Source organism: Micromonospora sp. NPDC018662 (assembly GCF_044391475.1).
In the GTDB taxonomy this organism is placed as follows: Bacteria; Actinomycetota; Actinomycetes; order Mycobacteriales; family Micromonosporaceae; genus Micromonospora.
In genome coordinates, this window is sequence record NZ_JBISAC010000010.1 from 52,149 (window position 1) to 70,092 (window position 17,944).

The following is a 17,944-nucleotide window of genomic DNA, read 5'->3' on the forward strand; positions in this document are numbered from 1 at the left end:
CGCGATGGACGAGGTGCTGCTGCGGAGCCTCATCCCGGCCGTGCTCGGGGTTCTCGTCCGCCGCGGAGGCGACTTCGCGGCGGCCGAGGACGCCGTGCAGGACGCGCTGGTCGAGGCGCTCCGCGTCTGGCCGGCCGACCCGCCTCGCGACCCGAAGGCGTGGCTGGTCGCCGTGGCCTGGCGCCGGTTCCTCGACGTCGCCCGCGCCGACACCGCCCGGCGTCGGCGGGAGGACCTCGTGGACGAGGAGCCGGCGCCGGGCCCGGTGCCCGGCGTGGACGACACGCTCCAGCTCTACTTCCGCTGCGCGCATCCGTCGCTGACGCCGTCGTCCGCGGTCGCGCTCACGTTGCGCGCGGTCGGCGGGCTCACCACCCGCCAGATCGCCCGGGCCTACCTGGTGCCCGAGGCGACCATGGCCCAGCGGATCAGCCGGGCCAAGCGCACCGTCTCCGGGGTCCGGTTCGACCAGTCCGGCGACGTCGCCACCGTGCTGCGCGTGCTCTACCTGGTCTTCAACGAGGGCTATTCCGGCGACGTCGACCTGGCGGCCGAGGCGATCCGGCTCACCCGGCAGCTCGCCGCCGTCGTCGACCATCCCGAGGTGGCCGGGCTGCTCGCGCTCATGCTGCTGCACCACGCCCGCCGGGCCAGCCGGATCGCGCCCGACGGCAGCCTGGTGCCGCTGGCCGCGCAGGACCGCCGCCGGTGGGACACCGGCCTGATCGCCGAGGGGGTGCGGATCCTCCAGGCGGCGCTGGCCCGCGACCGGGTGGGCGAGTTCCAGGCCCAGGCCGCCGTCGCGGCCCTGCACGCCGACGCGCCCACCGCCGCGGAGACCGACTGGGTGCAGATCGTCGAGTGGTACGACGACCTGGTCCGCCTGACCGACAGCCCGGTGGTACGGCTCAACCGCGCGGTCGCCGTCGGGGAGGCCGACGGTCCCCGGGCCGGGCTGGCGGCGCTCGCGGCGCTGGACGACACGCTGCCCCGGCACGCGGCGGTGGCGGCGTACCTGCACGAACGCGACGGCAACCCGGAGACGGCGGCCCGCCTCTACGCCGAGGCCGCCCGCCGGGCCACCAACCTCCTCGAACGCGACCACCTGACCCGCCAGGCCGCCCGCCTGAACACGCGGTGACCAGCAGCTCCCGCCCCGGCGGCCGTGCTGCTGCCCGCCGGTGGGAAGCCGATCGACCCGCACGCTAGCCTGCGGGCATGGATCCGGGGCAGGACGGCGAGCGGGTGGCCGCGTCCCTCGCGCACCGACTCGCCGGGCTGACCTTCGTGGATCTGACCACCGACCAGGTGACCGCCCGGCTCGTCGACGCCGTGGTCGAGTGGGCGACCGGCGAGGGCTGGCGGGTCTACCGCCGGGCGGCGAGCGTGGTGCCGTTGCCGCCGCCGCTGTCCGGGCGGCAGTCGGTGCTCGACGTCGCCTGCGCCCGGCCGGGTCGTCCGCCGGTCGTCGTCGAGGTCGACCACACCGACCGCCGACGGACCGTGGAAAAACTGCTGGCCGAGGCGGAGGCCGGGCGGGTCCCGATCTGGCTGCGCTGGGGCGTGCCCGGGTTCGCCGCGCCGCCCGCGCCGATCCGGATGGTGACGCTCGAGGTGGCCCGCCGCAACGGTCCGGCCGGCCAGGGGCGGCGGTACTCGCGGCGGCCGGTGGCGGACCGGCCGGCACCGGCGCACTCGGTCACGGCGGTCGGTCCGGCCGACCCGGTCGCGCTGCCGATTCCCACCTCCGACGGGCCCGACCGAGCCGAGCGGGGTGCGCGTCCGATCTGACGCCGACGGCCGGCCGGACCGTGCTTCTACCCGTGGAAGCGGTCAGGCCGCCACTGTCGTCGGTGCCGGCCCGGGGTCGACGCGTGGGGTCGGCGGGCCGCCGGCGCCGGTCCGGGTGGGGGCCTCCGCCAGGCCGAGGGCCTCGTCGACCCGGCCGAGGACCAGGTCGTCGGTACCGACCGCGCGCAGCAGGTCGATGGCGGTGGCCCGGATCTGGCCGATGATCATGATGAGTGGCAGGGGCGGCTGGGACTCGAACAGCTGCGCGGCGATCCGTACCGCCTCCAGGGCCGCGGCGTCGGCCCGTTCGGCGCACTCGGCCGCGTCCTCGTCGCCGGCCAGGCTGTGCACCATGGCCTCGCCGGCGGCGCGGACCGCGTCGGCGAGCTCGTTGATCGCCAGGGCCAGCTCGGGTGGGGTGGCGGTGTGCAGGCGGGTCAGGTGCACCCCGGCGCGGGCCAGCACCCGGATGTTGCGGGCGGCGTAGTCGAGTTGCCGGGCGGTGGCCTCGACCTCCCGGACCTGACCGATGTGCCGGCGGCGGCGTACCCGCAGTCGCAACGTCTCCCCGGTGGCCGCCACCGCCTCGCGCAGCCGGTCCACGCAGTCGTCCACCTGGCGGGCCCGCTCCAGCGCCGCCCGGGCGGCGTCCTCGTCGCAGCGGCGCAGCGCGTCGTTGACCCGGTTGAGCAGGTCGGCGAGGTCGGCGAAGGTCTGCCGGGCCTCGGCCACCAGCGGGGCGAGCGGGTCCCGGGCGACGATCAGCTGACTCGCCGCGATCGCCACCGCGCCGCCGATCAGCGCGTCGACGAACCGGAACGGCATCAGACTGCCCTTCGGCGCGGCCACCACGACCAGGTACAACGCCGAGACGGCGGCCTGCACGGTCAGCGTGGTGCTCGCGCCGAGCACCACCATCAGCCCGAGGGTGCAGCCCAGGACCAGGAACACCGTGGTGGTGGTCGGGCCGAGGGCCTGCACGACGACGTCGGCGACCAGGATGCCGGCGGCCACCCCGAGCAGGATCTCGATGGTCTGCCGCAGTCGCTTGCCCCGGGTCTCGCCGAGCACCACCAGCGCGGCGGACGGGGCGAAGAACGGATCGGGGTGACCGATCACCCGGGAGGCGAGGATCCAGGCGACGGTGGCGGCCACGGTCGCCTCGACCACCGACACCCAGTCCCGGCGTACCCGCCCGGCGGCGGCTCGTACCCAGTCCCGCATGTCCGTACCTCACCTTGGTCGCGCCGGTCTCGCCACCGGCCGGGTTCACCGGCCGGCCCGGGTCGTCGCCCGGAGGTACCCCGGTCGGCCTGCTGTTAAGCAGAGGCCCCGCCCATACCCGAGGCGTTAAGCGGGGCCCCCGCCTAAACCGCTCGGCGGACGGCGCCGTCGCTGGTAGCTTGCGTCGTCGTGACGGGGGAACGGCTCGGCGGGCGCTTCGTCCGCCTGTGGACCGCGAGCACGTTGTCGGCGTTGGGCAGCGGCATGGCCACCGTGGCCGCCCCGCTGTACGTGGCGTCGCGTACCGACAACCCGCTGGTGGTCTCCGCGGGTGCGGCGGTCTCGTGGCTGCCGTGGCTGCTGTTCGCGTTGCCCGGCGGCGTGCTGGCCGACCGGGTGGACCGGCGCCGGCTGATGGTGCTCATCGACTGGGTACGCGTCGGCGCGCTGGTCGTGCTCGCCGCGGCGATGCTGGCCGGCCGCGCCGGGGTGGCGTTGCTCTACGTGGTGTTGTTCGTGGTGAACACCGGCGAGGTGGTGTTCCGCACCGCGGCCCAGGCGGTGCTGCCGGCGGTGGTGCCCCGCTCCCGGCTGGAACGGGCCAACGGCTGGTTGAGCGGCGGCACCCAGGTGATGCAGAACATGGTCGCCGGCCCGCTCGGCGGGTTCCTGTTCGTGCTGGCGGCGGCCGTGCCGTTCGCGCTCAACGCCGGCACGTACGCGCTCAGCGCCGTGCTGGTCGGTCTGCTCGCCGGTTCGTACCGGGGCGCGCCGGCGCCGGCGGGACGGCGTTCGGTGCGGGCGGAGGTCGCGGAGGGTTTCCGCTGGTTGTCGACGCAGCGGCTGCTGCGGACCATGGCGTTGCTGATCGGGTTGCTGAACGTCACGCTGACCGCCGCGGTCGCGGTGCTGGTGTTGCTGGCGACCGAGCGGCTCGGCCTCGGCCCGGTCGGGTACGGCGTGCTGTTCACCTGCATGGCGGTGGGCGGGCTGCTCGGCTCGGTGGTCGGCGACCGGCTGATCGCCGCCATCACCGCCACCTGGACGGTGCGGCTGGGTCTGCTGGTGGAGGCCGGTCTGCACCTGGCGTTGGCGGCGTCGCGCAGCGCGGCGGTGGTCGGGTTCGCGTTGTTCGCGTTCGGCGTGCACAGCGCGCTGTGGAACATCGTGGCGAACTCGCTGCGGCAGCGGCTCACCCCGCCGGCGTTGATGGGCCGGGTGGGCAGCACGACGTTGTTCCTCGCGGCGGGCGGCAACTGCGTCGGCGCGCTGCTGGGCGGCGTGGTGGCCGCCCGGTTCGGGATCACCGCCCCGTACTGGGTGGGGTTCGCGGTGGCGGTGGCGGTGATCGCCGCGACGTGGCGGGTGTTCGACCGGTCGACAGTGGCCGCCGCGTACGCCGAGCCCGCCCCGGAGGCGCCCGGTCCGGCGGTCAGCGCAGCGGCGGGACCGGCAGCGTGACGCCCTGCGCGGCGGCCTCGTGCGCCAGCTCGATCAGCTCGACCACGGCGACCGCGTCGGCCGGGTCGACCGGCATCGGCGTGCCGTCGCGCAGCGCGGCCGCCACCTCGGCGTAGAAGTCCGGGTAGCAGCCCGGTTCGGTGGGCACGGCGCGCAGGTCGTCGTCCGTGCCGAGACGCCCGTAGCGTTGCGGGTCGACCTCTCCCCAGCCGGGTCCGCCGGGTCGTCGGCCGTCGCGCAGCGCCGCCTCCTGCGGGTCCAGGCCCCAGCTCGTCCACGCGGCCCGGTCGCCGAGCACCCGGAAGCGGGGGCCGAGCTGCGCGGTCACCGCGCCCATCCACAGGTGCGAGCGCACGCCGCCGGCGTGGGTGAGCGCGACGAAGGCGTCGTCGTCCACCTCGGCGCCGGGCCGTCGCCGGTCCACCTCCGCGTAGACGCGTTCCACCGGCCCGAACAGCCGGACCGCCTGGTCGATGAGGTGGGCGCCGAGGTCGAACAGCGCGCCGCCGGCCTCGCCGGGCGCGCCGCTCTCCCGCCAGCCCGGCTTGATCGCCGGCCGCCACCGCTCGAACCGCGACTCGAAGCGGGCCACCCGGCCCAGCTCGCCGGCCTCGACCAGCCGGCGCACGGTGCGGTAGTCGCCGTCCCAGCGCCGGTTGTGGAACACGGTCAGCGGCACTCCGGCGGCGGCGGCGTCGGCCACCAGCGCCCGGCCCTGCGCGCCGGTCGGGGCGACCGGCTTGTCCACCACCACCGGCAGTCCGGCGGCCACCGCGGCCCGGGCCAGCGGCACGTGCTGCCGGTTCGGCGCGGCGACGACCACCAGGTCGAGCTGGTCGGCGGCGGGCCACAGCTGCTCGGCGTCGTCGACCACCCGGGCGTCGGGATGGTCGGCCTGGGCCTGCGCGCGGCGTTGCGGGTCGCGGGTCACCACCGCGTCCAGCCGCAGGCCGGGGGTGGCGGCGATCAGCGGGGCGTGGAACACCCGCCCGGCCGTCCCGTACCCGAGCAGTCCCACCCGCAGCGTCATGCCGCCGAATCTACGCGGCGCGGCGCGCCGGGCGGCGGGGTCCCCGGCGGCGCTCCCCGCCGGTGTGACAGCGTGGGCGGATGCCCGCATCCTCCCCGCCCGACGTCGACCTCGCGCTGGTCGGTGGCGGCGGCGCCGCGTCGCTCGTCCTGGCCGCCCTGGACCGGCACGGGGTGCGCGGCGTGCGGGTCGCGGTGGTGGACCCGGTCCGCAAGCGCGGCCAGGACCGCACCTGGGCGTTCTGGGGCACGCCCGGCGGCGACCTCGACCCGCTGTTGAGCGCGAGCTGGTCGCGGGTGGAGGTGGTCACGGCGGCGGGCCGCCGCGTCCTGCCGCTGGACCCGCTGCGGTACGCCATGGTCCGCTCCGCCCCGGTCTACGACCGGGCTGCCGAGGCGGAGCGGCGGCTGGACGCGGTCCGCATCGCCGCGCCGGCGGGGGAGCTGCGGGACGACGGGGAGCGGGTCACCGTGTGCGACCCGGCGGGGCGGCCGCTGGTGCGCGCCGGTTGGGTGCTGGACTCCCGGCCCCGCCCGCCGTCGCGGCCGGGGCGGACGAGCTGGTTGCAGCACTTCCGGGGCTGGTGGCTGGCGGCCGAGCGGCCGACGTTCGAGCCGGGGCGGGCGGTGCTGATGGACTTCCGCACCCCGCAGCCGGCCCGCGGGGTGTCGTTCGGGTACGTGCTGCCGGTCGACGACCGCTTCGCGCTTGTCGAGTACACCGAGTTCGGGCCGGCCGTGCTCGACGACGCCGGCTACGACGCGGCGCTGCGCGGCTACGCCGGGCTGCTCGGGCTGGACCTGGGCGCGCTGCGGGTGCGGGAGGTGGAGAACGGGGTGATCCCGATGACCGACGGCCCGTTCGTGGCCCGGCCGAGCCCGCGGGTGGTGCGGTTGGGCACCGCCGGCGGGGCGACCCGCCCGTCCACCGGGTTCACGTTCTCCGCGATGCTGCGCCAGGCCGAGCAGGTGGCCCGGGCGGTCGCGGCGGGCCGGCCACCGGTGCCTCTGCCTGCGTACCCGGGTCGGCACCGGTGGATGGATGCGGTGGCGTTGCGCGCGTTGGACCGGGGGCATGTGGACGGCGTGGAGTTCTTCGAGCGGCTGTTCGACCGCAACCCGCCGGAGCGGGTGCTGCGGTTCCTCGACGGCGCGACCACACCGGCCGAGGACCTGGCGGTGATGCGGTCCAGCCCGCTGCTGCCGATGACCAGCGCGGTGCTCGGCGACGCCGCCGGCCGGCTGCGCGCCCGGCTGCGGCGCTAGCCGAGCGTCGCGGCGACCCGGTCGCGCACCAGCGCCCGCAACCGTTCCATCGGGTCGCCGTTGCCGGCGCCGAGCCGGTTGCGCAGCGCGGCCACGGTCAAGCCCAGTTCCGGGTACGCGAACGCGAGGCTGCCGCCGCTGCCGGCGGTGCCGAACGACCCGTCGTCGTCGACCGCGTAGCCGAGCCCGAACGTGCTCTCCCGCTCGAACACCCACTCCGGGGCGCGGACCGCCGGCGCGCTCACCGCGCGCAGCCGCTCGGGGGAGATCAGCCGGACGCCGTCGACGGGGCCGAGCAGCGCCGCGTACATCCGGGCGACCGCGCGGGCGCTCATGGTGCCGACGGACGGCACGTCGGCGCGCAGCACGTCGGGGTCGCTGCCGGTCGTGGCGTCCGGGCGGACCGCGGGTGGGGCCACCGCGTCGAAGTGCGGCAGGTTCTCACCCGCCCAGGTCATCAACGCGGTCAGCCCGGCGTCCTCCAGCCGGGCCAGCCGGGGCAGCTCTGCCGCCGGTACGCCGAGGAACAGCTCCCGGGTCACGCCGAGCGGCCCGGCCACCTCCTCGGCGAGCACCCGGGAGACGGGTTTGCCGGTGACCCGGCGGACCACCTCGCCGAGCAGCCAGCCCCACGTCCACGCGTGGTACGCCAGCCGCTCGCCGGGCGCCCACAACGGCGTCGCGTCGGCGAGCAGGCCGCACATCCGGGGCCAGTCGGTGAAGTCGGCGGGGGTGACGTCGGCGGGCAGCGCGGGCAGGCCGGCGGTGTGGGTGAGCACGTGCCGCAGCGTGATGCCGTCCTTGCCGTGCCGGGCGAACTCCGGCCACACCCGGGCCAGCGGCAGGTCCTCGTCGAGCCGGCCCTGCTCGGCCAACACGTGCACCACGGTGGCGGTGATGCCCTTGCCGGTGGAGACCCCGTGCACCGGCGTGTCGGCGGTCATCGGCCGGCCGGTGACGGTGTCGGCCAGACCGGCCTGCTCCTCGACGATCGGCGCGCCGTCGAGGTATGCGGCCACCTGCACGCCGGCCTCCCGGCCGGAGGTCACGAGGTCGTCGAGCGCGGTGCGCACCTCGGCCCGCAGGTCGTCCCAGCGACTGTCCACGATCAGCGAGCCTGCCAGAGCGCCGCGTCGCCGTCGTGCGGTTTTTCGTCGTCGGTGAGCAGGCGGGCGCGCAGCGCGGCGATCGTCTCCTCGCCGACCCCGAGCCGCCCGGTGACGTAGCCGCGGATCGAGCCGTGCGCCGCGGTCAGCTCGGCCAGCACCAGCCGGATGAGCGCCTCGGGCGCCCGCCCGTACGCGGGCCAGCGGGGCGTCGCGCCGCCGTTGCGGTCGCGCCACTCGGCGACCAGCCGCCCGGTGGCGTGCTCGGTGCGCGCGAAGTCCGCGGCGATCTGGTCGGTGTCCACGCCGAGCAGGGCCAGCACCAGCGCGGCCAGCAGGCCGGTGCGGTCCTTGCCGGACGCGCAGTGGAACACCAGCGGGTGCGCGTCGTGGGCGATCACCTCCAGTGCCCGGCGCAGCTCGACCACGCCGTCCTCGGCCACCTCGGCGTACCGGTCGGCCAGGTAGCGCCACGGGTCCACGTCGGGGTCGATGTCGGCCTGGACGTAGGGGCGGTGCTCGATGCTCAGGTTGTGCCAGGCGACGCCGAGGCTCTCCGGCGCCCGGCCGCGGTCGGCGATCTCCCACGGGTAGCGCAGGTCGATCACGGTGCGCACGCCGAGCGCCGCGAACCGGGCCAGGTCGTCGCCGGTGAGCTTGGCCAGCGAGTCGGAGCGGTAGAGCCGCCCGCGGGCGACGGTGCGACCGTCGTCGGCACGCCAGCCGCCGAGATCACGGAAGTTGCACAGGGCGGTGAACTCCGGGGGCGCGGTCATGGCTCCGCACGCTAGTCGGGCGTCGCGGTACGCGTGGTCCCGCCGGACCCCGGGCCGGCCGGCCCGGGGTCCGGCGGGACCGGTCGGGTCCGGCGGGTCGGGCGCGGCCGGTCGGGCGCGGCGGGTCGGGTGGCCTGGCCGGGCGGCGTACCCGGTAGGTTGCCGGGCATGGCGGAGGCGGAGACCGGCCGGGTCGTGGAGATCTGGACCGACGGCGCGTGCAGCGGCAATCCCGGGCCGGGCGGGTGGGGCGCGGTGCTGCGCTGGGGCGGGCACGAGCGGGAGCTGTGCGGCGGCGAGGCGACCCCGACCACCAACAACCGGATGGAGCTGACCGCCGCGATCCGGGCGTTGGAGAGCCTGACCCGGCCGGTCACCGTACGGCTGCACACCGACAGCACCTATGTGCGTAACGGCATCACCGGTTGGCTGAACGCGTGGAAGCGCAACGGCTGGCTCACCGCCGCGAAACAGCCGGTGAAGAACGCCGACCTCTGGCAGCGCCTGGAGGCCGCCTGCGCGCGGCACGACGTCACCTGGCTGTGGGTGAAGGGCCACAACGGACATCCGGAGAACGAACGCGCCGACGCGTTGGCCAACCGGGGGATGACCGAGGCGCGGGGCGCCGGCGCACCGGCCGCCCCGCGCGCGGGCGCGACTCAGCGCAGCGGTCGGCCCTCTTCGATCTCCTCCGGCTCGTCGGCGGGGTCACCGGTGCCGGAGACGGCCTCGACGTCGTAGCCGGCGCGGCTCGTGTCCTGCGCCGAGCGCCGATCTTCGGCCGGCAGGTCGGCGAAGTCGTCGCCGGTGTCGTCAGTGGTGTGCAGGGATTCGCCCGGCGGGCGCAGGGACGCCTCGTAGGCGGTGGCGCCGTCGGGTTCGTCGCCGGCGGCGCGGCCGAAGGACTCTTCACTGGTCATGTCGCACTCCTGCCCGCCTGCGGCGGCGGCAAACGTTCAGCGGGCGGCGTCGGGGTGGGTCGGCATCGACGAGCCGCCCGAGCTGCTGCCGGACGCCCCGCCGGCCATCCCGGAGCCGTCGTCCTCGGTCACCTCATCCGGTCTCGGCGCGTCCGCCGTGGGGGCCGGCACGTCCGTGTCCGCCGCCACCTGCACCAGGCGGGCCTGACCGGCGGTGTCCTCGGCGTGCGCCGGGTCGACGGGTTCCTCGCCGTCGCGTGCCCGATATCCCATCGCTCCGCCTCCCGATCGCGCTGATCGCGTTGCCGTGCCGCCGCCTACCCACCCCACCCCCACCAAAACCCACCCCCGGCCGCCGGGAGGTGTCCAGTGGTGATCAAGGAGTTGGCGTCGCGGGGACACACGCGGGCGACGCGAACCCCTTGATCACCGGGAGCGACGGTGGTCGGGGCGACGGCGGTGGGGTGGGCGGGACGGGGTGAGGGTGAGGGCGCGGGACCAGTGCGGCGGGCGGCGCAGGCCCGGTGGCAGGAGCGTGTGGTGGTCGCCGCGGGCGGCGTCGAGTTGGGACTGGTGCACGAACAGGCACTCGCCCAGGTCGGTGCCGCGCAGATCCGCCCCGCGCAGGTCGGCCCCGGTCAGGTCGGCGGCGCCGAGGCGTACCCCGCGCAGGTCCGCGCCGATCAGGGTGGCGCCGCGCAGGTTGGCCCCGGCCAGCGCGACGCGGCGCAGGTCGACGCCGATCAGCATCGCGCCCCGCCGGTCGGGCCCGGCGCGGCCGGCGCGGGCCGCCTCGCCGGCGCTCGACAGCAGCCGGTTGACCCGGTCCCGGTGGGCGTCGACGTCGACGGCGAGCAACTCGTCGGGCGTGCCGTCGGTGAGCCGGCCCGTCTCGTCCAGCGTCGCGGCCAGGTCGTCCCGCAGCGGGCCGGGTGGGGTGATCCGCACCGCCTCGGTCAGATACCAGAGCAGCTCGTGCAACTGTCGCAACACGGCGAACGTGTCGAACATCCGCCGCGCGGTGACCGGATCGGCACGCCAGTCGCGGCCGGCGAACGTGCCCTGGGTGAGGTGCTGGCCGGCGCCGAAGCAGTCGAACACGGTGCACCCGGGGAAACCACGTTCCCGCAGCTCGGCGTGGATGCCGCAGCGGGCGTCGGCGCGCAGGTTCGGGCAGGGCCGCCCGGCCGGCTTGTCGATGGCGAAGTCGGCCGACGCGGCGAACGCCGGCGCGACGCAGCAGACCCCGGCGCAGCGTGCGCAGTCCGCCCGCAGCTCCCGGCCCACGCCCGCCCCCACCTCTCCGCCCATCACCACGTCCCCCACGCTTCCGACCACCCGCTCGCCCGACCCATTGTCCGCCCACCCACCCCGGCACCCCTCCCACCCCCGGGTCCCACCTCGTGATCATGAGGTTGGCGGTGACGAATCGGACGACGAGTGCGGTCAACCTCATGATCGGCGCAGGCCGGGGTGCGGAATGGCTGAACGGGTGACAACCGCGGCCGTGGTTCGTGGCAACGCATTCGAAAATCCGTGGAACGGATGGCTGAAAGGCTGACAACCAGATAGCGCCGTTATTGCGCCGATGCATTCCGTAGACCGGATCGTTGTCGATGCGTGACAACCGGAACGGCCGTTACCGGAACGATTCTTTCCACCGTTCCCAGGCGCATTACCGTCGGGTGGCAGGGCGTTTTCGCTCCTCCCGGGAGGATCCTCATGAGCGACCTTTCCCATCCGCCGTCGGTGGCCGGACCCGCCGATCCGGCCGGCCCGGACCCGGCGGCCGAGACCGAGTCCGGATCCGTCGCCGATCGCCCGGAGATCGTCGGCCGGTCGCCCAACCAGCTCGCCTGGCTGCGGCTCAAGCGGGACCGTACGGCCCGGGCCAGCGCCGTGACGCTGGCCGTCGCCGCCGTGGTCGCGCTCGGCGCGCCGCTGCTGGGCCACCTCACCGGAATCGACCCGACGGACAAGTTCGTCGATCGGCTCAACGATTTCGGAATGCCGATCGGCTATGCCGGCGGGATCAACGCCGACCATTGGCTCGGGCTGGAACCGGGCAGTGGCCGCGACATCGGGCTCCAGTTGGTGTACGGCCTGCGTACGTCGCTGTTCATCGCGTTCGCCTCGGCGCTGCTGGCGTCGTTCATCGGCGTCGCGGTCGGGGTGCTGGCCGGCTGGGCCCGGGGCTGGCTGGACAGCGTCGTCAACTGGCTGGTCGACCTCACGCTGGCGTTTCCGTTCCTCATCTTCGCGCTCGCGGTGATCCCGATCCTCCAGGACCGCTTCTACTCCGACCGGGAGTCCCCGTCGCCGGCGTTCCGGGTGGCCCTGATCGTGGCCACGTTCGGGCTGTTCAGCTGGACGTACACCGCTCGGCTGGTCCGCGGGCAGGTGATCTCCCTGCGGGAGCGGGAGTTCGTCGAGGCGGCCCGCGCCGCCGGCGCCGGCACCGGACACATCCTGCTGCGGCAGCTCCTGCCGAACATCTGGGCGCCCATCCTGGTCACCGTCTCGCTGATGGTGCCCCAGTTCATCGCCATCGAGGCGGCGCTGGCCTTCGTCAACATCGGCGTCACCGAACCCACACCCGACCTGGGCCGCATGATCTTCAACAGCATCGGCTACGTCGCGAGCGACCCCTGGTACACCCTGTTCCCCGGGTTGACGATCTTCCTGCTGGTCCTGGCGTTCAACCTGCTCGGTGACGCGCTGCGCGACTCGCTGGATCCCCGCTCCACCCGGTAGTCCCCACCCGGCCATCACGTGCCCGGCCGGCGGGGGCCGCCGGGTGAGAAAGGAGCACACCGTGCGCGTACGAACCCGGACACTGACCGGCGTCCTCGCCGCGACGGCGCTGGTCGCCGCCGGCTGCAGCCCCACCACCGACGGCGGTGACGGCGAGGACCAGAAGACGAAGACCCAGAGCGGCTCCATCTCCTACCAGGCCGCCGACAACCAGGGCCCGGCGAAGCCGGTCGACGGCGCGGCCCGGGGCGGCACCCTGACCGTCATGCAGCCGGCCGACTTCGAACACCTCGACCCGGCCCGCAACTACGTCAACACCCAGCAGGTGGCCGGCGGCCAGCTCTACCGGGCGCTCAACGGCTACAAGGAGGACGGCAGCGGCAAGCTGCTGCTCGTCGGCGACCTGGCGACCAACCCCGGCAAGGACGTCAACGACGACTGCAAGGTCTGGGAGTTCACCCTCCGCGACGGCGTCAAGTACGAGGACGGCTCGACGGTGACCAGCAAGGACGTCGCCCACGGCATCGCCCGGTCGTTCGCGCCGGCGCTCAACGAGGGCCCGCACTACATCCAGCAGTGGCTCTACCCGGGCGGCACCTACAACGCCAGCTACCAGGGGCCGTACGACGGCGGCCGGCCGGTGCCCGACGGCGTCGAGACCCCCGACGACAAGACCATCCGGTTCACGTTCCCGCAGCCGCACTGCGACCTGCCGTACGCCGCCGCGCTGCCCACCAGCGCGCCGGTGCCGGTCGCCAAGGACACCCGGGCCAACTACGACCTGCGGCCGTTCTCGTCCGGCCCGTACCGGGTGAAGTCCTACCAGCGTGACGTGGCGCTGGAACTGGAGCGCAACCCCCACTGGGACGCGGCGACCGACCCGATCCGCAACGCGTACCCGGACACGATCCGGGTGACGTTCGGTCTGGAGCAGGCCCAGATCTCCGAACGTCTGGTCGCCGACGGACCCGCCGACCAGGCGGCGCTGAGCTGGGCCGACGTGCCGCCGTCCGTGCTGCCCCGCACCACCGGCTCCGGCGTGGCCGACCGTGTGGCCAAGGGCCCCACCCAGTACACCTGGGTGCTCAGCATCAACACGCAGCGGGTCACCGACCTGGCCGTACGGCGGGCGCTCAACTACGCCGTGGACAAGGACGCGCTGCTCAAGGTGCTCGGCGGGCAGGCCGCCGGTTCCCCGGCCACCACGCTGATGTCACCGACCACCGCCGGCTTCCAGAAGTACGACCTGTTCAACGCCCCGGTCACCGGCGACAGGGCGAAGGTCACCGAACTGCTCGCCGGCAAGCGCCCCAAGCTGGTCCTGGCCCACTCCAACCTGGAGCTGCGCACCCAGCAGGCCGAGGCGTTGCGCAAGAACCTCACCGACATGGGCTTCGACATCGTGATGAAGCCGATCGACAACAGCAGCTACTACGACGAGATCGGCCGCAAGGACAACCCGTACGACATCTACCTCAGCGGCTGGGGATCGGACTGGCCCACCGGCTCGACAGTCATCCCGCCGGTCTACGACGGTCGGGAGATCGTGGCCGAGGGCAACCAGAACCTGTCGTACCTGAACGAGCCGTCGATCAGCGCGGAGATCGACCGGGTCCGCAACCTGCCCGCCGCGGAGCAGGACGCCGGCTGGATGGCCCTCGACCGCACGATCATGCGGGAGTACGCGCCGGTGGTGCCCTCCTACTACGACGCCACCTACGAACTGCACGGCTCGAAGGTCGGCAACGCCTTCCTCAGCGACGCGTTCGGCATCATCTCGCTCAACGGCATCTACCTGAAGCAGTGACCGTCGCCGGTGGGGGCGGCCACGCCGGCCGCCCCCACCGCCACCCCGGGGAGGTGTGTCCGTGTTCCGTTTCGTCGTCCGGCGACTGCTCGTCGCCGTCCTGACCCTGGTCGTCATCAGCCTGGTCACCTTCGGGCTGTTCTTCGCGGTGCCGAGCAGCCCGGCGAAGGTGATGTGCGGCAAGAACTGCACCGCCGCGGACATCGCCCAGGTCGAGCGCCGGCTCGGCATCGACCGGCCGCTGCCCCGCCAGTACGCGGACTTCGTCCACGGCGTGTTCGCCGGCCGCAGCTACGGCGAGGGCGACTTCCGGCAGGACTGTCCGGCGCCCTGCCTGGGCTACTCGTTCCGCAACAACCAGCCGGTCACCGAGATCGTCCTCCAGCGCGCCCCCGTGACGTTCAGCATCGTCCTCGGTGGCGCCGTGCTCTGGCTGGCCCTCGGCATCTCGCTGGGCATGGTGTCGGCGCTGCGCCGGGGTACGGCGTTCGACCGGGCCGCCATCGGCATCACCCTCGCCGGGGCGTCCATGCAGGTCTACTTCTTCGGACTGATCCTGCTCTACCTGCTCGTCTACTCCACCGGGCTGCTGCCGTTCCCCAGCTACACCCCGCTGACCGAGAACCCGGCCCGCTGGGCGGCCGGGCTGATCCTGCCCTGGATGACGTTGGGCTTCCTCAACTCGGCGCTCTACGCGCGCCTGTCCCGCGCGCAGATGCTGGAGACGCTGTCGGAGGACTTCGTCCGTACCGCCCGGGCCAAGGGACTGTCGGCGCGGCAGGTGCACACGCGGCACGCGTTACGGGCGGCGATCACGCCGATCGTCACCATCGCCGGGCTGGACATCGGCAGCAGCCTCGGCGGCACGTTCATCACCGAGACCATCTTCGGCCTCCAAGGTCTCGGCAAGGCCACCGTGGAGGCGGTGCAGTTCCTCAACCTGCCGGTGGTGATGGCGACCGTGCTGCTGGCGGCCGTGTTCATCGTGGTCGCCAACATCGTGGTCGACGTCCTGTACGCGGTGATCGATCCGCGCGTCCGGTTGAGCTGAGTGGGAGGAGTGGACATGGCACAGCAGGACGCGTATCTCCAGGTCACCGACCTGCGGGTGCGTTTCGACACCGAGGACGGTGTGGTGCGGGCCGTGGACGGGGTGTCGTTCGCGGTGGAGCGGGGTCGCACGCTCGGGATCGTGGGGGAGTCCGGTTCCGGTAAGAGCGTGACGTCGTTGGCGATCCTGGGGTTGCACGACGTCAGGCGGGCCACCATCTCGGGGGAGATTTCGGTGGGTGGGCGTCAGCTCGTGGGTCTGCCGGAGGAGCAGGTGCGGCGGTTGCGGGGCCGGGACATGGCGATGATTTTTCAGGATCCGTTGTCGGCGTTGCATCCGTACTACTCCATCGGGAAGCAGATCGCGGAGGCGTATCGGGTGCACCACCCGAGGGCGGGGAGGCGGGAGGCCCGGACGCGGGCGGTGGACATGTTGGGTCGGGTGGGGATTCCGCAGCCGGGGCGGCGGTTCGAGCAGTATCCGCATGAGTTCTCGGGTGGAATGCGGCAGCGGGCGATGATCGCGATGGCGTTGGTCAACGATCCGGATCTGCTGATCGCGGATGAGCCGACGACGGCCCTTGATGTGACGGTGCAGGCGCAGATCCTGGACCTGCTCGCCGATCTGCAGGCGGAGTTCCGTTCGGCGATCGTCCTGATCACGCATGACCTGGGTGTGGTGTCGCAGGTGGCCGATGACGTGTTGGTCATGTACGGGGGTCGGGCGGTGGAGCATGGGAGTGTGGCGCGGGTGTTGCGGTCGCCGCAGCATCCGTACACGTGGGGGTTGTTGTCGAGTGTGCCGTCGTTGCGTGGTGACGCGGACGCGGATCTGGTGCCGATCCCGGGTAACCCGCCGTCGTTGATCAACCTGCCGTCGGGGTGCGCGTTCCATCCCCGTTGTCGCTACGCCGACGACCGGTCCCGCACGGAGGTGCCCGAGTTGCGCGACGCCGGGCGGGCGGGGCATCTGGTGGCGTGTCACCTGCCGGCCGAGGAGCGGACCCGCATCTACCAGCAGGACGTCGCGCAGGTGGGGGTGGCCCGGTGAGCGTGGAGACCGAGCCGCTGCTGTCGGTGCGCGGGTTGAGCAAGCACTTCCCGGTGCGGCAGGGGCTGCGCGGTAGGGCGGTGGTGCGGGCGGTCGACGGCCTGGACTTCGACGTGCGGCCGGGGGAGACCCTCGGGCTGGTGGGGGAGTCGGGGTGTGGGAAGACGACGACCGGGCGGATGCTGGTGCGGCTGCTGGAACCCACCGCCGGCAGCATCACCTTCGCGGGGCGGGACATCACCCACGCCGGGCGTCGTGACCTGCGGTCGCTGCGCCAGGATTTGCAGATCATCTTCCAGGACCCGTACGCGTCGTTGAACCCCCGGCACACCGTCGGGCGGATCGTGGCGATGCCGTTGCAGGTCAACGGGATCACCCCACCCGGCGGCGTCAAACGCCGGGTCCAGGAGTTGTTGGAACTGGTCGGGTTGAACCCGGAGCACTACAACAGGTATCCGCACGAGTTCTCCGGCGGGCAACGCCAACGCGTCGGCATCGCCCGCGCCCTCGCGCTGAAACCGAAGCTGATCGTCGCCGACGAGCCCGTCAGCGCGTTGGACGTGTCCATCCAGGCGCAGGTCATCAACCTGCTGCGGGGCCTGCAACGCGACCTGGACCTGGCGTTCGTGTTCATCGCCCACGACCTCGCCGTGATCCGCCACTTCTCCCACCGCGTCGCCGTCATGTACCTCGGCAAGGTCGTCGAGATCGGCGACCGCGACACCATCTACACCCGCCCCCAGCACCCCTACACCCGAGCCCTGCTCTCGGCCATCCCCGACGTCACCACCCTCGGCCCCGCCGGCCGCATCCGCCTCACCGGCGACGTCCCCACCCCCCTCGACCCACCCTCGGGCTGCCGCTTCCGCACCCGCTGCTGGAAAGCCACCGACCACTGCGCCACCGAAGAACCGGCGCTTGTCACCCGGGACGGCGGCGGGCAGCTCACCGCCTGCCACTACCCGGAGAGCGGCCCGATCGGCGTGCTGACCGGAAGTGGGCACCTGACATGAAACGATGACGCAGGGAGGCAGCCGGGACGGGGGTGACGCGGGTGGCACGGCTCGTCCATCTGAACGGCCCGCCCGGGATCGGCAAGTCCACCCTGTCGGCGCTCTACGCCGACCGGAATCCGGGTGTGCTGCACCTCGACGTCGACACCGTCCAACGCCTGGTCGGCGGATGGCAGGGGGACGCGATCGACACGTGGCCGATGGGGTGGGCCCTGGTGCGGGCGATGGCGGCCACCCACCTCGCGGGCGGGCACGACGTCCTCCTCCCGCAGTACCTCGCCACGGTGGACGAGATCACCGGGATCGAGGAACTCGCGCGCCGGCACGGCGCGACGTTTCGCGAGGTCGTCCTGCTCGACGACCGGGAGGCGGCGATCGAACGGTTCGGCCGCCGGGCCCAGGGCAATGCCGACCCGTGGATCCTGCACCACCGCCGGCTCATCGAGCGGGGCGGCGGACCCGTGATGCTCGGGTCCATGTACGACCGCCTGATGGACGTGGTCCGCCTGCGCCCGGGGACGCTGGTGGTGCCGAGCGCGGCGGGGGCGATCCAGGAGACCTACGATCTGTTGGCCGAGGCGCTACGCGCCGGGCCTGCCTGCCCCCGACCCTGAACGGCGCGCCAGGACTCAGCGGCCGCGTCCGCCTTCGGGATTGTCACCGAATCCTCCACCCGCCGGTCGTAGGGATGTGACG

18 protein-coding genes are annotated in these 17,944 nt (G+C 73.6%); 11 read left to right on the forward strand and 7 right to left on the reverse strand.

From position 1 onward, the window contains the following. The first annotated feature begins 4 nt into the window (after positions 1 to 4). Both ACH495_RS24915 and ACH495_RS24920 read left to right on the forward strand, forming a co-directional pair. Complete coding sequence (locus ACH495_RS24915; RefSeq protein ID WP_396860283.1) at positions 5 to 1,141, forward strand: RNA polymerase sigma factor; 1,137 nt, start codon at positions 5 to 7, stop codon at positions 1,139 to 1,141. Between the two features lie 77 nt (positions 1,142 to 1,218). Beyond that, a complete protein-coding gene (locus tag ACH495_RS24920; protein ID WP_396860121.1) occupies positions 1,219 to 1,791 on the forward strand; it encodes a hypothetical protein in 573 nt (190 codons plus the stop codon). A gap of 42 nt (positions 1,792 to 1,833) precedes the next feature. Here ACH495_RS24920 and ACH495_RS24925 read toward each other — a convergent pair whose 3' ends face one another. Then, positions 1,834 to 3,015, reverse strand: coding sequence for an aromatic acid exporter family protein (locus tag ACH495_RS24925; protein ID WP_396860122.1), 1,182 nt, complete (start codon positions 3,013 to 3,015; stop codon positions 1,834 to 1,836). Positions 3,016 to 3,204: 189 nt separating this feature from the next. On the opposite strand from ACH495_RS24925, the gene ACH495_RS24930 reads away from it, so the two are divergent. Further along, positions 3,205 to 4,476 (forward strand): MFS transporter, encoded by a 1,272-nt coding sequence (locus tag ACH495_RS24930; protein WP_396860123.1) that lies wholly within the window; start codon positions 3,205 to 3,207, stop codon positions 4,474 to 4,476. On the opposite strand, the gene ACH495_RS24935 is transcribed toward ACH495_RS24930, so the two are convergent. Further along, complete coding sequence (locus ACH495_RS24935) at positions 4,448 to 5,506, reverse strand: Gfo/Idh/MocA family oxidoreductase (RefSeq protein WP_396860124.1); 1,059 nt, start codon at positions 5,504 to 5,506, stop codon at positions 4,448 to 4,450. The two genes, ACH495_RS24930 and ACH495_RS24935, sit on opposite strands and share 29 nt — an antisense overlap. Positions 5,507 to 5,586: 80 nt before the next feature. Here ACH495_RS24935 and ACH495_RS24940 point away from each other — a divergent pair, with 80 nt between their 5' ends. Next, a complete protein-coding gene (locus tag ACH495_RS24940) occupies positions 5,587 to 6,771 on the forward strand; it encodes a lycopene cyclase family protein (RefSeq protein ID WP_396860125.1) in 1,185 nt (394 codons plus the stop codon). Here the strand turns inward: ACH495_RS24940 and ACH495_RS24945 are convergent. Continuing rightward, entirely contained in the window at positions 6,768 to 7,877 is a 1,110-nt protein-coding gene (locus ACH495_RS24945; protein WP_396860126.1) for a serine hydrolase domain-containing protein, read from the reverse strand. The genes ACH495_RS24940 and ACH495_RS24945 overlap by 4 nt on opposite strands. Positions 7,878 to 7,879: 2 nt before the next feature. Continuing rightward, positions 7,880 to 8,653 (reverse strand): tyrosine-protein phosphatase, encoded by a 774-nt coding sequence (locus ACH495_RS24950; protein ID WP_396860127.1) that lies wholly within the window; start codon positions 8,651 to 8,653, stop codon positions 7,880 to 7,882. A 168-nt stretch (positions 8,654 to 8,821) separates the two neighbouring features. Between ACH495_RS24950 and rnhA the strand changes: the two genes are divergently transcribed. Continuing rightward, positions 8,822 to 9,394: a ribonuclease HI gene (rnhA, locus tag ACH495_RS24955; protein ID WP_396860128.1), complete on the forward strand. Its 573-nt coding sequence runs from the start codon at positions 8,822 to 8,824 to the stop codon at positions 9,392 to 9,394. Here the strand turns inward: rnhA and ACH495_RS24960 are convergent. The 3 genes from ACH495_RS24960 to ACH495_RS24970 all read right to left on the reverse strand — a co-directional run bounded on the left by ACH495_RS24960 (position 9,313) and on the right by ACH495_RS24970 (position 10,884). Then, positions 9,313 to 9,573, reverse strand: coding sequence for a hypothetical protein (locus ACH495_RS24960; protein WP_396860129.1), 261 nt, complete (start codon positions 9,571 to 9,573; stop codon positions 9,313 to 9,315). The genes rnhA and ACH495_RS24960 overlap by 82 nt on opposite strands. 36 nt (positions 9,574 to 9,609) lie before the next feature. After that, positions 9,610 to 9,846 carry a preprotein translocase YidC gene (locus ACH495_RS24965; RefSeq protein WP_396860130.1) on the reverse strand — a complete coding sequence of 79 codons (237 nt, stop codon included), beginning with the start codon at positions 9,844 to 9,846 and terminating at the stop codon, positions 9,610 to 9,612. A 153-nt stretch (positions 9,847 to 9,999) separates the two neighbouring features. Then, the gene (locus ACH495_RS24970) at positions 10,000 to 10,884 is read right to left on the reverse strand and encodes a pentapeptide repeat-containing protein (RefSeq protein ID WP_396860131.1); all 885 of its coding nucleotides are present in this window, start codon (positions 10,882 to 10,884) and stop codon (positions 10,000 to 10,002) included. A 411-nt stretch (positions 10,885 to 11,295) separates the two neighbouring features. On the opposite strand from ACH495_RS24970, the gene ACH495_RS24975 reads away from it, so the two are divergent. The 6 genes from ACH495_RS24975 (at position 11,296) to ACH495_RS25000 (ending at position 17,862) form a co-directional block, all read left to right on the forward strand. Beyond that, positions 11,296 to 12,327 (forward strand): ABC transporter permease, encoded by a 1,032-nt coding sequence (locus ACH495_RS24975; protein WP_396860132.1) that lies wholly within the window; start codon positions 11,296 to 11,298, stop codon positions 12,325 to 12,327. 61 nt (positions 12,328 to 12,388) lie between these two features. Continuing rightward, positions 12,389 to 14,134: an ABC transporter substrate-binding protein gene (locus tag ACH495_RS24980; protein WP_396860133.1), complete on the forward strand. Its 1,746-nt coding sequence runs from the start codon at positions 12,389 to 12,391 to the stop codon at positions 14,132 to 14,134. Between the two features lie 61 nt (positions 14,135 to 14,195). Beyond that, the gene (locus tag ACH495_RS24985) at positions 14,196 to 15,185 is read left to right on the forward strand and encodes an ABC transporter permease (RefSeq protein WP_396860134.1); all 990 of its coding nucleotides are present in this window, start codon (positions 14,196 to 14,198) and stop codon (positions 15,183 to 15,185) included. 15 nt (positions 15,186 to 15,200) lie between these two features. Next, positions 15,201 to 16,235: an ABC transporter ATP-binding protein gene (locus tag ACH495_RS24990; RefSeq protein ID WP_396860135.1), complete on the forward strand. Its 1,035-nt coding sequence runs from the start codon at positions 15,201 to 15,203 to the stop codon at positions 16,233 to 16,235. Beyond that, complete coding sequence (locus tag ACH495_RS24995; protein ID WP_396860136.1) at positions 16,232 to 17,248, forward strand: ABC transporter ATP-binding protein; 1,017 nt, start codon at positions 16,232 to 16,234, stop codon at positions 17,246 to 17,248. Before ACH495_RS24990 ends, ACH495_RS24995 begins: the two co-directional genes overlap by 4 nt. A gap of 41 nt (positions 17,249 to 17,289) precedes the next feature. After that, positions 17,290 to 17,862 carry an AAA family ATPase gene (locus ACH495_RS25000; RefSeq protein WP_396860137.1) on the forward strand — a complete coding sequence of 191 codons (573 nt, stop codon included), beginning with the start codon at positions 17,290 to 17,292 and terminating at the stop codon, positions 17,860 to 17,862. Positions 17,863 to 17,944 lie beyond the last annotated feature (82 nt).